The organism is Candidatus Eisenbacteria bacterium, assembly GCA_016235265.1.
In the GTDB taxonomy this organism is placed as follows: domain Bacteria; phylum Eisenbacteria; class RBG-16-71-46; order RBG-16-71-46; family JACRLI01; genus JACRLI01.
Map to the genome: position 1 here is coordinate 421,562 of JACRLI010000015.1, position 13,076 is coordinate 434,637.

The following is a 13,076-nucleotide window of genomic DNA, read 5'->3' on the forward strand; positions in this document are numbered from 1 at the left end:
CGCGGGATCCCGGGGTTACGCCCGGCTCGCGGGTCGCGACACGCCGGGAGAGAGCAGCGCGGCCGCCTGCGCGTGGACCCGCCGCCACGCCTCCCGCCAGGTGATGCGCCCCAGGAGAGCGTTGACGGCGGCGATGACCGCCGCCCACGGCAGCGACAGACCCAGGAGCAACCGGAATACCCCCGCGGCTGCGCGTCCGTGGTGCTTCAGGAAGTACCGGTGGCGGCTGCGGTGCACCATCGCCTGGTGATGAACGGGCAGGAGCGCCGTGCTCGCCCCTCCCAGGTGAGTCAGCGTCCAGCCGGGCAGCGAGGCCAGCCGGTACCCGGCGCGGCGGAATCTCACGCACCAGTCCACTTCCTCGCTGAAGAGCCAGAACCCCTCGTCCATCCCCCCCACCGCGCGGCACGCATCCCGCCGCACCAGCAGGGCCGCCCCCGCCAGCACCCGGGCCTCGAGCGCCCCATCCACGTGCGCCAGCGGGGGGGCCTCGCGGGCATCTCGGGCAAGGTAGGTGCGGAACGCCCAGGGAATCGTAGGCTCGTGGAGGCGTGAAGCCTGGGGCCGGCCGTCCGCCCCCAGGAGCCGGGGGCCCAACATGCCGAACTCGGTGTGGCGGCGCAGCCATTCCAGTCCCGCGCGGAGACCGGAGGAGTCCACGCGGGTGTCCGGGTTCAGCACCAGCACGAATGGCTGGCTCAGGAGGCGAAGGCCGGCGTTGACCCCGGCCGCGTAGCCGAGATTGTCATCCATGCGCAGGCGGGTGGTTTCCGGCCAGAGAGCGGCGGCCACTTCCAGCGTGTCGTCCGGCGAAGCGCTGTCCACCACCACCACCGCTCCAGGCGCCGCGACGCTTCGCAGGCCCGCGAAGCAGCCATCGAGGTGGCGCCCGGAGCGGTAGGTCACCACGATGACCCCCAGGTCCGGGTCGACCTGCGCCGGGATCATCCGCTCCGCGAAACGGCGTCCATGGCGCGCCCTCCGCGGCTCCCGGGCGCCCCCACGGCCACCCAGCTCACACCCGAGAGGAGGCCCACCGCGAGGGATGCCGCCGCGAACAACTTCTTCTTCGGCCACGAGGGCTTGCGCGGCGGCCGGGCCGCGTCGAGCACTTCCAGCGCCACGACGTCGCGGGCCTCCTCGATGCGTGCGTCCTCGTACTGGGCGCTCAGGAACGCGTAGGCCCCCTCCAGCCCCTTGAGCTCGCGCAGCAGGCGCGCGATGCCCATGCCCACCGGTGGGAGGCGGTCCAGTTCCTTGTCCAGCGCCCCGAGACGCGCCTCGAGGAGACTGACTTCCTGGCTGTTGCCGGCGGAGTAGCTCTTCGCCAGCTCCAGCTGGAACTGGATGTTGAGGCGCTCCGCGAAGAGGCGGGCCCCGCTCTCCGAACCGGGGTTCATGCCGGAACCCAGCGCGGCGGCATGGTGCAGGCGTTCATATTCGGAGAATTCGTGCTGCAGGCTGTCCAGGTCCGCCCGGACATCGGCCATGCGACGTTCGATGAACACGCGGGTCCGATGCCCCTTGGTCATGCGCTGGGTCCTCACGAAGCGATCCAGCTCCTCCGTGAAGGTGTTGGCCAGCCTGGCAGCATCGTCGGCCTGCGGGGCCTCCACCCGGATCTCGATCACCCCGAGCGGGGTGACTTTGAACTTCGACTTCCGGCGCAGCTTCTCGCGGGCATCGAGCGTGTCCCGCACGGAGTAGACGCGACACAGGTCCACCCGCCCACCGACCCGCCGCCGCATCCAGTCGCTCTCCAGCACCGACAACATGAGGTCCGAGGCCGACACCGCCTGGGCCACCCGCACGCCAGGGACGGAAATCCCCCGCAGGAGGCTGGTCAGACTGAGGCCGGTCTGATCCTCGGTCGGCGGCAGCAGGGTCGTGATCGCGATGTACCTGGCGGGCAGGACGAACGCCAGCAGGATGCCCAGCGCGGTGGAGACCGCGCAGCACCACGCCAGGATCCGCCAGTGCGGCCGGAATGGGCGGAACAGGTCACCCCAGGTCGAATCAGACATCTTCGCCACCCGCTATTTCTTGACTATGAAGTAGAACGTCGCGACCTGCAGTGCGACCGAGAGGGTTTCCTTGAACAGGGACCACGCCGGCGTGCCCGGCTGCTTCTCCGGGACCCACACGAAGTCCCCCGGCGCCAGGTTGCCCGCCGCCGATTGCGGCATGGAGAGGCCGTCCCCCGCCCGAATCACCCGGACTCCGTCCTTCTGGGCCCGGGAGCCGAATCCGCCGGCCAAGTTGATGTAGTCCCCGGGCGCGAGACCCGGATGGAATCCGACCAGCCCCGGGCGGGCCACTTCCCCGCCGACCCGGACGGTCCGTCCCCGCGGGAGCACGGTCAGCCGATCGCCGCTTCGCAGGAGGATGTCCTCCTGGGAACCCGGCGCGAGCGGACGCGAGAGATCCACCTGGAATAGACGACTGTGTCCCTCGGTGCGCATCTTCAGGTCGAAGTACTCGGTCTCGGTCATCTCCGCCCGCGTGAGCCGCCGGAGCCGCTCGAGATCCGGATCGCCGAACAGGGCCGCGTCCGCGTCGCGCGTCAGGACCACGTTGCGGAGCGACGCTTCCGGAGTGAATCCACCCACCCAGGACACCGCGTCGGAGAGCCGATCGTGCCCCTCCCGGATGGGGTACTCCCCGGGCAGCGTCACTTCCCCCTCCACCGTGACCAGGTCCAGCGGGCGCCAGTGCGTCCGGCGGCGGATGAAGACCCGGTCGTCGGGGCGCATCGGCGAGGCCATTGCGGCCGCGACGGGCAGCCATGTGGAGTCGGCGGCATCCCCTTCGTGGAAGCCCAGGACGAGGACCGAGTCCTCCCTTGCCCCGTCCGAAAGCCCGCCCGCGAGTCGCACCAGGGTGGCCAGGCTGTCCCCCGGGGCGCTCTCCACGTAGCCCGGGCGCTCGATCGCCCCGGCCAGGTAGACCTGTCCGCGGAGACGCGGGATGACGATGCGGTCGCCGTCCTGGAGCCAGGGGTTGTGCGCATTGTCCCCGAGAACCAGGAACCGCTGCATGTCCACGCGATCCGTGGCGCCGGAGGACCGGCGCAGCTCGATGTTCCGGATGGAGGCGGTCTTGGTCAGCCCGCCGCGCTCCTGCAGCGCCTCCACGGCGCGATTCGTGGCGGTGGCGGCGACGGTCCCGGGATTGGTGGTCTCCCCCACCACGAAGACCTTGAAGACCCGCGGGCGGAGGAGGCGCAACTCGAGCTCCGCCCGGGGCACGAAGCGCCGGAGGTCGGACAGGACCCTGCTGCGCACATCGGCGAGGCGCTGCCCGGCGACACCGCGGCGCCCCAGATCCGGCACGTACAGGGATCCTTCGGCGTCCACCACGAGAGTCTGCTGCGTGCCGGCGGGCGAGCCCTTCTCCAGGCTGAACACGTCCCCCGGCCCCACGACGTATTCCCTCGGATCAATGGCCCCGGAGAGCAGGCCGGCGGTGCCCGGAAGGTTGGCCGTGAGAACCGAGTCGGCGGACCGGGAGCGAAGGCCTGGGTCGGCGGAATCCAAGCCACCCAGGCGGCCCAGGATGACCGGCGCGGCGGGACAGGCGGCGGCAGACGCCAGGGAGAACGCCACGCACGCGGCAACGTACTCTCGGCGGCGGAGGCGGATGGACAGGATCAACAGAGGTTTCTCCCGGAGAAGAGGCGGATCCTCTGCCGATTCCACGGACCCACGCCGGCGGCGCGGATTCGCGGCGGCGGGCCCAGGACCCAGAGCGCCACTGCCCGACTGTGGGTGTTCTCGCGGACTGTCCTGCTCGACCCCGGGAGTCTACGTACTGCTTCCAAGGAGTGTCAACGCGCATGTCCCCCTGCCTCCCCTCCGGGCATGCCCGCCGCGGTCCCCGCCGCGCTGCGGCGACGGACGGCGGACGCGTGCCGCGCGCGGACCGGGCCGCGCGGACCGTCGCGCGGCCCGTCGCCTTGACGCGCCCGGCCGCGGGTACGTAGCATTCACCCACTCAACTCGATTCCGCAGGCCCGGTGACGCGCGGAGGATCCTCATTGACCCGGCAGCCCGCACTCGTGCTCCTGCCCCAACCTGCTTGGCCGCTGGACGACGGCGGCCGCGTCGGGCTCTGGCAGATCACTTGGTCCATGGCCCGGTTCTACGACACGACGATCCTCATGATGCTGCCCCCGGGCCGCGAGGCCGGTCCGACGCCCCCGGAACTGCTCGCGCTGGGCGCCCGGGTGGTGGCCGTGCCCCATGTGCCGCCGCGGGGCATCCTCGCGGTGTGGAAGGGCCTCGCGGGTCCGTGGCCGTACACGCTCGCGCGGTACCGGAGCGCGGCCTTCTCCGCCGCGGTGGCCCGCGCCGTCGCGGAGGTCCGGCCCAGGGTCGCCATGGTGAATCACCTGCACCTGGCGACCTACGCGGACAATCTCGGCACCACTCCCTTCGTGCTGCGACAGCACAACGTGGAGAGCGTGTGGCTGGAGCGCTACTCCGGGACACTGCGCGGACCGGCGCGCTGGTATGCCCGCGGCCAGGCCGCGCGCATGCGGACCGCCGAGGCGCGGCTGTGCGAGCGTGCCGACCTCGTGCTGGCGATCCACCCGGAGGAGGCCGCGGCGATCCGTGCCCTCGCTCCCCGCGCGCGGGTCGAGATCGTTCCCGTAGGCGTGGACTTTGCCCGCTTCCAGGACCCCAGGCCCGGCCTGCCGCCGGTGGTGCTCCTGACCGGTTCCTTTCGATGGCCCCCGAATGCGGAAGGCGCCCGACGGTTCCTGCTCCAAGGGTGGCCGCGGGTGCTGGACCGGGTGCCCGATGCCCGGCTGCGCCTGGTGGGCAAGGGCCTGGAGGGCACCCTGGTCGCCCAGGCACGCCGCTCGGGCGCCGAGCCCGTGGGCTACGTGGACGACATCGCGCCGGAATTCGCGGCCGCCACCGCGGTGGTCGTGCCTCTCTGGACCGGCGCCGGGATGCGGGTGAAGATCGTGGAAGCCATGGCCGCCCGGGTGCCGGTGGTGGCCACGCCCGTTGCTGCGGAAGGGCTGGGAATCGAGCGCGGAGTGCACTTCGAGTGTGCCGACGATGCCGAGGAACTGGGCTGCCGGGTTGCGGACCTGCTCTGCGACCCGGAACGGGCCCGCGCCCTGGCGGGAGCTGCGCACGCGTACGGGGTGGGGCGGTACTCGCTCGAGCGGGTGGCCGGGCTCACGGCCCAGCTCTGCGAATCCGTGGTGGGGGCACGGCGGGGCCCGGGCGGGGAGGAAACGGGAGACTGACCCTACGGGCGCTCCGATCTCCGTGGTGCGGTGCACCGTCGCGCCAGTTCGCGCACCACGGCCAGGTCGGCGGGCTCGAAGTGCCGGATGGCAGCCAGCACCGGCAGGCACACGGCGACGGGCGCGACCACCAGGATCAGGCCCACGCCCAGGGACGTCCAGCGCCCGGTAATTGCCGGCTCGGGCAGCCCCCGCTGGACAGCCCACAGCCCCGCCGCCGCGATCGCGCTCACAACCACCGGCCGGGCCAGGGGGCGCACCACGCAATCCCACGACGACCAGCCGCAGCGGCGATGGAACAGCGGCACAAAGGCCCCCACCCACACCAGCATGGAAACGAGGATCGCCGCCAGCGCGCCGGACAGGCCCCATCGCGGCACCCAGACCAGGGCGAGCGCCACGTGCACCGCGAGCGCCCCGGACATGCACGCGAACGTGAGCTGCGGACGTCCTTCTCCCTGCAGGATGGCGGTTCCGGTCCCGGTGAGCGCATTGAGGGCCCAGGCCAGCGACAGTAGTTGCAGCGTGGGAACGGCGCCGCCGGGGACCTGGTCCAGCCAGCCGCGCATCAGCCAGCCTCCGCCGAACCACGTGCCGGCCAGGAGCGGCAGCGCCAGCGCCGCGACCCAGCGCACCCCCCGCACGTGGAGATCCCTCAGCCGCACCCTGTCGCCCCGCGCGGCGAAGTCAGCTGCCGCAGGCGCCACGGCGCCGAACGCGAGGATCGGCAGGGCGAACAATCCGCCCGCGACACGGAAGCCCAGTTCGTAAGCCCCGACCACGGGCAGCCCGGCCCAGCGCGTCAGGAAGAACTTGTCCAGTTGCAGCTGCAATACGGTGGCCACGCCGGCGAGCTGGATCCACATGCCCAGTCCGAGCAACCGGCGCACGGCCCCGGGATCCCAGCCGAATCCCTGCACGCGAAGACCCGGGGTGCCGCGGTACAGGAAAATGGCGGTGCCCAGCCCGGCCAGCGCGGCCACGCCCGCCTGGACCGCCAGGAGCCCGGACAAGCCGGCTCCCTGGCGCAGCGCCAGCCAGATCCCGAGCCCGCCCGGCACCAGGGCCGCCAGCGAGATCGCGTTCACGGTGACCTGTCGCTGAAGTCCGTTCATGACTCCGGCGACGAGAGAGCCGAAACCGACCACCACGGCGGTCACCGCGCCGAGGGCTAGCGCGGTGCGAGCCTCCGGGATGGTCACGGGCACCCGCAGCGCGAGCAGGATGGGATCCGCGAGCAGCGAGGCGGCCGCCAGGAACACGGCGGACAGTCCGAGGTAGATCGAGTTGGAACTGGAGATGTACCGACCCAGGTCGGACGTCGAGCCGCGCGCCGAGGAGTCCGCCGAAAACCGGCTCAGGGCGGTGCCCACGCCCAGGTCCATGATCACCATGTAGGTGGTCAACACGAACAACAGCGACCACAACCCGAATCGCTCGGGTCCCAGCCGGTGCAGGATGTAGGGGGTGGCCAGCACCCAGAAAGCCATGGATCCAACGCGGCCGGCCATGCTGGCCAGGGAGTTGGAAGCCACCCGGGCGCCGTGTCCCCCGGACGCGCCACTGCCGGGACCGGCGGGGGTCCCGGCAGCCGGATCGGCTGAATTCGGCATCGAACCGGACAATAGCGATGGGAGACCAGCAGGGCAAGCACCCGGGTCCCGCCGCACGGGGCCCGCCCGCGCCCGTAGCCTTCCTGCGTTGCGCCCTACTCCCGCACCGTCGCCCGCACCGACTCCACCGTCACCGTGGGCGCGCCGTCTCCCGACACCAGCCAGCGCAGCTTGAGCACGCCGTTGCCGGCGATGCCCGGCACCACCAGCCGCTCGGGATGTTCCTTCTGCTCCGCCAGGTTGCCCAGGTACTCGTTGTCCACCGCGAAACCGGCGAGCACCTTCCCGCCCGGCACGGTGAGGGTGAACGCGTCCGGGGGCGTGATGCGATTCACCCGGTCCTGCGCGGTGTGCGTGGCCATGGGACGCTCGTTCACCACCCGCACGTCCACCTGCCGCACGCCTCCCGGGAGGGCGGTCACCCGCAGGCTGTCCACGTGCACCAGTGGCAGGGTCCAGGCGTGGAAGAGGGTGAAGGCCATGTTGCGGTGGCACTCCTCCTCCAGCAGGAACGTGGGTGGCATGCGCGTCCACATCTTCTTGAGACCGCCGATCTCCACGTCCCCGAACTGCGGGTGGCGGTACGCCCGCCACGGCACCACGCCCTCGCCGAACAGCAGCAGCCGGTCGAACCGGTACAGGTCGGGTTGCGCGCCGAAGAATCCGCCGCCGGCGTCCTTGCGAAACAGGTTCCACGCGGTCCACAGCTCGTTGCTGAAGCACAGCACGCCGCGGGCGCCGTAGAACCAGTCCAGCTCCCCGCCGTACACGGTGTACAGCCCGCTCCACACGGTCAGGTAGCGGTAGCCCGGCAGCACCTCTTCACCGCGGCGGCCCACCAGGTCGAAGGTGGCCACGTCCTCGGGCTGGAACGCGTCGCTGCGCTCGCCCGGACCCTTCAGGATCGCGCCCATGGCGTTGTGGTAGGTCTGCGCGCCGGCGATGTTGGGGTGCGCGCGCACGAAGTCGCGCACCGCGCGGCTCTCCGGCAGCGAGAACGGGTAGCGCTCGGCGCCCTGCTGCACGTAGCGTGGCGCCCAGTTCCAGCCCCAGTCGCGGTTGGGATCGTAGTAGCCGGTGGGATCCTCGGCCACGGAACCGTCGCGGTCCTGGTCCGTGCCCTCCTCGCCCAGCAGCGTCCACTGCCCCTTCTCGTCCGGCTCGCACGTCACCATGAGGCGCGGGTCGTCGGGTGAGGTCTTCCATCGGCCGTTGGGATCGGCCTTGCGCATCTGGGTGATGTTGCCGTCGCCGTCCAGATCGGCGGCCTGGTCCTCATCGGGCTGGCCGTCCCCGTCGTCGTCGCGCGGCACCACCCCGGAGCGCGGGCTGTTGGGGCTGTTGGCGCGGTGCAGGAAGTCGTCGCGCCCGTCCGGGTTGATGGTGGGCACGATGTAGAACGTCCGCTCCCTCACCAGCCGGGTGATCCCCTCCACCACGCCGAAGTTCTCCAGCAGGTACCACGCGGTGTACAGGGCCACCTCGCTGCCCTGCAGCTCGTTGGCGTGGATGTTCCCATCTATGTAGTAGCCGGACCTGCGGGCGGGATCCCCCGCGGAGAAGTCGGTGATGGTGAGCGCCCACAGGTCGCGCCCGGCGTACGACTTGCCGATGGACTCCAGCCGGCACAGCCCCGGATGCGCGGCCGCGAGCCGCCTGCAGATGTCGGTGATGCCCGCATGATCGTAGTAGCGGTTCCACGCCACCGGGACCTTCGGGTGCGCGGGAGCGCCCATGCCCTTGAACGCACCGGGGCCGCCGGCCAGCGCGGCATCCGGGGCGGGCGCGGCGGACGACGCGGCCGCGAGGCACGCGCCCAGGCACGCCGCGATCAGCGTGGCCCGGGCGAAGTCTGAAACGTGGGTCCTCATGGCAGCGTCACCTCCCCCGTCGCCGCGCCGGCCGACGGGCAGTCGGCGGTGATCCTCAACTTCGCGCCTGCCTCGCCCGCCACCACCCAGGTCACTTCGCTGCTTCCGCCGCTGCCCGCCACGATCCCCAGTTGTTGAATCGGATGTCCCGAGACGAGCCGGGGCGCGCCCTCCACCCGCACCCGCACCCCCCGCGGCCAGCGCGCGGTGGAGCCCAGGACCGGCAGGGTGGGCAGGTAGCCCGGGTTCACCACCCGGGCGCGGACCCGGTAGAGGCCCGGACCCAGCTTCTCCGCGTTCGTGTCGCGCAGCTCGAGCCGGGGCAGGCGGGACGCCAGGTCGAGCAGGAACGCGCCGGCGCCCGCGGACAGCGAATCGAGCAACGCGCCCGGGGGCACGGTGCGGGTGTAAGGCACGAATCCGCCAACCTCCACCGTCTTCCCGGGGAAGTCGGGATGCTCCACGCGGTGCCACGGCACGACTGCGTCCACCCCCAGCGCCGCCAGCGCCTTGAGGGTCTGAGCGTCGGAGGCGCCCTCCGCGCCGGCGGAAGATCCGCCCGCGCCGCCGATTCGCGGCGTGCCGCGGCCCCCGCGACCCATGAGCGCGCCGCCGCGATCGGGGCGGGTGCCGACGTCGCCACGGCCGCGGTCGCCGCGCGGCCCTGGCTCGTCCCCGCGCTCCCCGCGCGCGGACGAATCGGCCCTGGCCGATTCAGGCTGCGCCGGCCACCAAGGCCGCGCCGCGAACGCCCAGCGGCCCATGCCGTAGTAGACGAAGGAGGCGAAGTCCCCCTCGCCGGGGGCGCCCGCGGGCACGTCCTTCACCCCGGCGAGCCGGCGGTACTGCTGCGACAGGAAGTCATAGACATCGGCGTCCGCGGCCGGCGGCGCGGTGATGCGCGCCTCCACCGGCGACTCCTCGACGCGCGGCTGTCCGCGCCGGCGCGGCGCCGAAGTGCCCGCGGCGGGCAGCCCGCCGGTGCGCCCGCCGTCGCCGCCCTCGAAGTCCCCGCGGCGGCCCGCGGCCAGCGCGCGCTCGACCGCGCCGGCGTTGGACGGGTCCGCCTTCCAGGGCTGCACCACGTTGTCCTGGCTGCCGAACACGAACACCGCCGCGATGGACGCATGGTCGAACAGAAAGTCGGCCAGGGCGCGGTTCTCCACTTCGCTCATGGGGTCCGCGCCCGCGCCCGTGGAAAAGTAGCGGTAGCCGATCGGGAAGTTGCGGTTGAACTCCACGCCGCCCGGCCCGTCCTCGGCGATTCGGCCGTCGTGGTCGGCGTCGCCACCCTCCACGTACAGCTTGAACCTGCCGGACTCGCCGTGGGAGCGGTCGGCGCGCTTCATCAGGCGGGAATCGGCGGGATCGGGAAACCACTCGCCTTCGGCGTCCTCCACGCGCATCCCGGTGATGCGGCCGTCGGCGTCGAGATCGCTCGGGGCGTCCTCGTCCATCCGGCCGTCGCGGTCCTCGTCCACCGGCGACTCGCTGCCGGCGCTCTCGACCGTCGGCGCGTGGAAGAAGCGCTCGCAGGCATCCGGCGAGACTCGGGGCGCCACGTACACGGTGACCCGGTCCAGCAACCGGGTGACGCTGTCCACGCGGCCATAGTCGCCCACCAGGCGCGCCACGAAGCGCAGCGCCTCCTCCGACCCGGCGATCTGCGTGGCGTCCGTGCCCCCCACCACGAGCAGTCCGGGGTACTGCGCGGGATCCTCGCGAATGTCCCCGGCGCGCCCCGCGGGCGCCGCCAGGCGCGCGGCATCCGCCCCCACCGCCACCATCCAGATGTCGCGCCCGCCGCGCGTGCGCCCGATGGACACCCTGCGAACCGGAGGCCCGCCCGCGCCCGCGAGCCGGTCCAGCTCCCGGGCGAGCGCGGCGGCATCGTGGTAGCCGGAGACGTCGGTGAGGCGCGCCGCCGCCGCGGGGCGGCTGCGGGCGGCCGGAGGCGCCTTCGCGGCCGCCACCGGCCCCACGGCCCACAGGCCCGCGAGCGCGGCCACGACCGACCATCGAGTGATGCGTGTCACTGCAGCGTCCTTTCGCGAAAGGGTCTTGCGCATGGATGGACCCGCGCGGCCGGCCGGGGTCGGAATGCGGGGGATGGTAGCAATATCGCGCCGGGGGGAAAGGGGGAATCGCCGCTCCGCGCCTCGCCAGTTCAGGCCCGCGGCCCCCGGGCGAAATAGGCGGCCGCGACGGCGAACATCGCGGCGAAGACCGCCCACTGCACCGCGTAGCCCAGGTGCGGCCCGTCGTCGAGCCGCGGTGGCGGCAGCGGCCGCAGCGCCACCCTGGGGCCGGCCCCCGGGCCGGACGCGCTGCCGCGCCCGGTCCCGGGCGATCCCGGGGGCAGCACCGCAGCCGGGCTCGGCGCGCCGGGCTCCACCTGCAGCGCGAAGCTCAGGGGCGCGACGCGGGTCACGCGGCCGGTCACGGTCACGCGGCCGGTGTCCGCCGGATAGGCACCCGGCTTCGGCGGCCCCCCGGGAGCGGGCACCCAGCCACGCGCCACCGGCGCCTCGGTCCCCTCCCCGAGCGAAAGCGGCGTGACCACCAGCGCGCCCGGAACACCCTCCACGCTGGTGTTGTGCCATTGCTCTCCCGCCGGACGGAACACCCCGCGCGCCGCCACGCGCCGACCCTCCAGCAGAGCGAGATTCCGGGCGTCGGCCGCGGTCAGCAGCGCGGGCGCCCGCCTGAGATCCGCCGCGATCCGGGCATTCCGCTCCCGGCGCTGGCCCAGCCGGTCCACCTGCCAGAGGCACAGTCGCAGGCACCCGGCGGCGGCCGCGAGCAGCAGGACCACCATGACCCGGCGGGGAAGTCTCATGGCCGCAGTGTGCCGGGCGGCAGCCGGGCGTGTCCAGCCCGGTGCGGGCGGCCGGCAGGGAGCCCGGCGCAACAGCCTGGCCGGGAGCCCGTCGCGGCGCCCGCCCCCCGGAGGCGGGGTCCGGATCGGACCGGGCGGCCAGGAGGGAGCCCGCCTCTCCGCAGAAAGGCCGTGCGCGCGGACCGGGAGGGTGTATAGTCGAGAATGCACTCTCCAAATGGGAGCCCCACCGTGACGGAGAAGGACGAACTCCAACTCGTCCAGGCCGCCCGATCGGGGGACGCGCAAGCCCTGGAGCGGTTGCTCGAGCACTACCAGCAACGCATCTATCGCTTCAGCGTCAAGATGTGTCGCGACCCCGAGGAAGCCAAGGACGTCCTGCAGGAAACCCTGCTCGCGATGTCGCGCGGGGTGCAGGAGTTCCGTGGCGCCGCATCCCTCTCCACCTGGCTGTACACCATTGCCCGAAGCCACGTCATCAAGCTGCGCCGGCGGAGCAAGTTCGCCCCGCAGCGCGAAGAGTCGCTGGACGGCGGCTACGGCGAGGAAGCGCGCCAGCTGCCCGACCCGGCGCGCGGGCCCGAGGATGACCTGTGCTCGCGCGAGGCCGGCGAGGCCCTGGACGCCGCCATCGCCGCGCTCCCCGGACGCTATCGCGAAGTGGTGCTGCTGCGCGACGTCGAGGGGCTCAGCACCGCGGAAGTCGCGCAGGTGCTGGGGGTGTCCATGGACGCGGTGAAGAGCCGCCTGCACCGGGCGCGCGTCGCGGTCCGCGAGAAGGTGGCCCCGGTGCTGGGCCTCGAGGAGGACCTCGGGCAGCGCTGCCCCGGACCCTGCATCCACGTGGTGCGGCTGCTCTCCGAATGCCTCGAGGGCGACCTCGCCCCCGAGCGCTGCGCGGCGCTGGAGTCGCGCCTCGCGGGCTGCGAGAGCTGTCGCCACCGGTGCGAGTCCTTCCGCCGCATGCTCTCGATGTGCCGCTCCCTGGAGGCCCCGGAGGCTCCCGGCGCCGTCCGCGCAGCGGTGCACCGCGAGTTCGAGGCTCTCCGCAGGGCCCGGGGCCATGCGCGGGACGCGGGTCCGGGCACCACCAGGCTTCGCGTGGGCCCGCCCGCCCCGGCCCGAAGCCGCCGCGGCCAGCCCGCTCCCGAACTGGCGGTCCCGGAGGCCGAGCTGGACCCCGCGGCGCCGCTGTTGGTGAGCGCCGAAGCGGCCTTGGCGGGCGAGCCCTGGGTCTAGCCCCCGCGGCGAGGCCCCCGGATCCGGCCCGGCCGCGCACGTTTCCCCGAATCCCCGCCCTCCGCTCGCGACTCTCACGTCTGGACCTGTCTGGCCGGGGGTCCCCGAGGAGGCTCCAAGGTGGAATCCGTGCTGACAATTGCGGCGTTTTTCGTAGTCTGGGCGGTGGTCCAGGCGTGGGTCCTGCCCCGCCTGGGAGTGCCCACCTGAGCGGTGCCCGATCCGCGCCGGTCGGCGCGCGAGAAGGAGGG

9 protein-coding genes are annotated in these 13,076 nt (G+C 72.8%); 2 read left to right on the plus strand and 7 right to left on the minus strand.

The window, feature by feature from the left end; translation table 11 throughout:
• Positions 1–15 precede the first annotated feature (15 nt).
• From HZB25_09955 to HZB25_09965, 3 genes are read right to left on the minus strand one after another with little or no spacing between them, the layout of a single operon-like run.
• A complete protein-coding gene (locus HZB25_09955; GenBank protein ID MBI5837557.1) occupies positions 16–948 on the minus strand; it encodes a glycosyltransferase family 2 protein in 933 nt (310 codons plus the stop codon).
• Positions 945–2,024 (minus strand): hypothetical protein, encoded by a 1,080-nt coding sequence (locus tag HZB25_09960; GenBank protein ID MBI5837558.1) that lies wholly within the window; start codon positions 2,022–2,024, stop codon positions 945–947. Before HZB25_09960 ends, HZB25_09955 begins: the two co-directional genes overlap by 4 nt.
• A 12-nt stretch (positions 2,025–2,036) precedes the next feature.
• Positions 2,037–3,653 carry an SLBB domain-containing protein gene (locus HZB25_09965; protein ID MBI5837559.1) on the minus strand — a complete coding sequence of 539 codons (1,617 nt, stop codon included), beginning with the start codon at positions 3,651–3,653 and terminating at the stop codon, positions 2,037–2,039.
• 383 nt (positions 3,654–4,036) lie between these two features.
• Between HZB25_09965 and HZB25_09970 the strand changes: the two genes are divergently transcribed.
• Positions 4,037–5,263, plus strand: coding sequence for a glycosyltransferase (locus HZB25_09970; GenBank protein ID MBI5837560.1), 1,227 nt, complete (start codon positions 4,037–4,039; stop codon positions 5,261–5,263).
• A gap of 2 nt (positions 5,264–5,265) precedes the next feature.
• Here the strand turns inward: HZB25_09970 and HZB25_09975 are convergent, their stop codons facing one another.
• From HZB25_09975 to HZB25_09990, 4 genes are all read right to left on the minus strand, one after another.
• Complete coding sequence (locus HZB25_09975) at positions 5,266–6,798, minus strand: polysaccharide biosynthesis C-terminal domain-containing protein (protein MBI5837561.1); 1,533 nt, start codon at positions 6,796–6,798, stop codon at positions 5,266–5,268.
• 173 nt (positions 6,799–6,971) lie between these two features.
• Entirely contained in the window at positions 6,972–8,747 is a 1,776-nt protein-coding gene (locus tag HZB25_09980; protein ID MBI5837562.1) for a peptidase M14, read from the minus strand.
• Complete coding sequence (locus tag HZB25_09985) at positions 8,744–10,783, minus strand: hypothetical protein (GenBank protein MBI5837563.1); 2,040 nt, start codon at positions 10,781–10,783, stop codon at positions 8,744–8,746. Before HZB25_09985 ends, HZB25_09980 begins: the two co-directional genes overlap by 4 nt.
• A 131-nt stretch (positions 10,784–10,914) precedes the next feature.
• Positions 10,915–11,586, minus strand: a complete 672-nt coding sequence (locus HZB25_09990; protein ID MBI5837564.1) for an SURF1 family protein — start codon at positions 11,584–11,586, stop codon at positions 10,915–10,917.
• Positions 11,587–11,790: 204 nt separating this feature from the next.
• Between HZB25_09990 and HZB25_09995 the strand changes: the two genes are divergently transcribed.
• Positions 11,791–12,825, plus strand: a complete 1,035-nt coding sequence (locus HZB25_09995; GenBank protein ID MBI5837565.1) for a sigma-70 family RNA polymerase sigma factor — start codon at positions 11,791–11,793, stop codon at positions 12,823–12,825.
• Positions 12,826–13,076 lie beyond the last annotated feature (251 nt).

What these genes read in the sequence shown, in the direction of transcription:
- HZB25_09955 (MBI5837557.1), bottom strand. Translation starts at nt 948, where the DNA reads ATGATCCCGGCGCAGGTCGACCCGGACCTGGGGGTCATCGTGGTGACC.
- HZB25_09960 (MBI5837558.1), bottom strand. Translation starts at nt 2,024, where the DNA reads ATGTCTGATTCGACCTGGGGTGACCTGTTCCGCCCATTCCGGCCGCAC.
- HZB25_09980 (MBI5837562.1), bottom strand. Translation starts at nt 8,747, where the DNA reads ATGAGGACCCACGTTTCAGACTTCGCCCGGGCCACGCTGATCGCGGCG.
- HZB25_09990 (MBI5837564.1), bottom strand. Translation starts at nt 11,586, where the DNA reads ATGAGACTTCCCCGCCGGGTCATGGTGGTCCTGCTGCTCGCGGCCGCC.
- HZB25_09995 (MBI5837565.1), top strand. Translation starts at nt 11,791, where the DNA reads ATGCACTCTCCAAATGGGAGCCCCACCGTGACGGAGAAGGACGAACTC.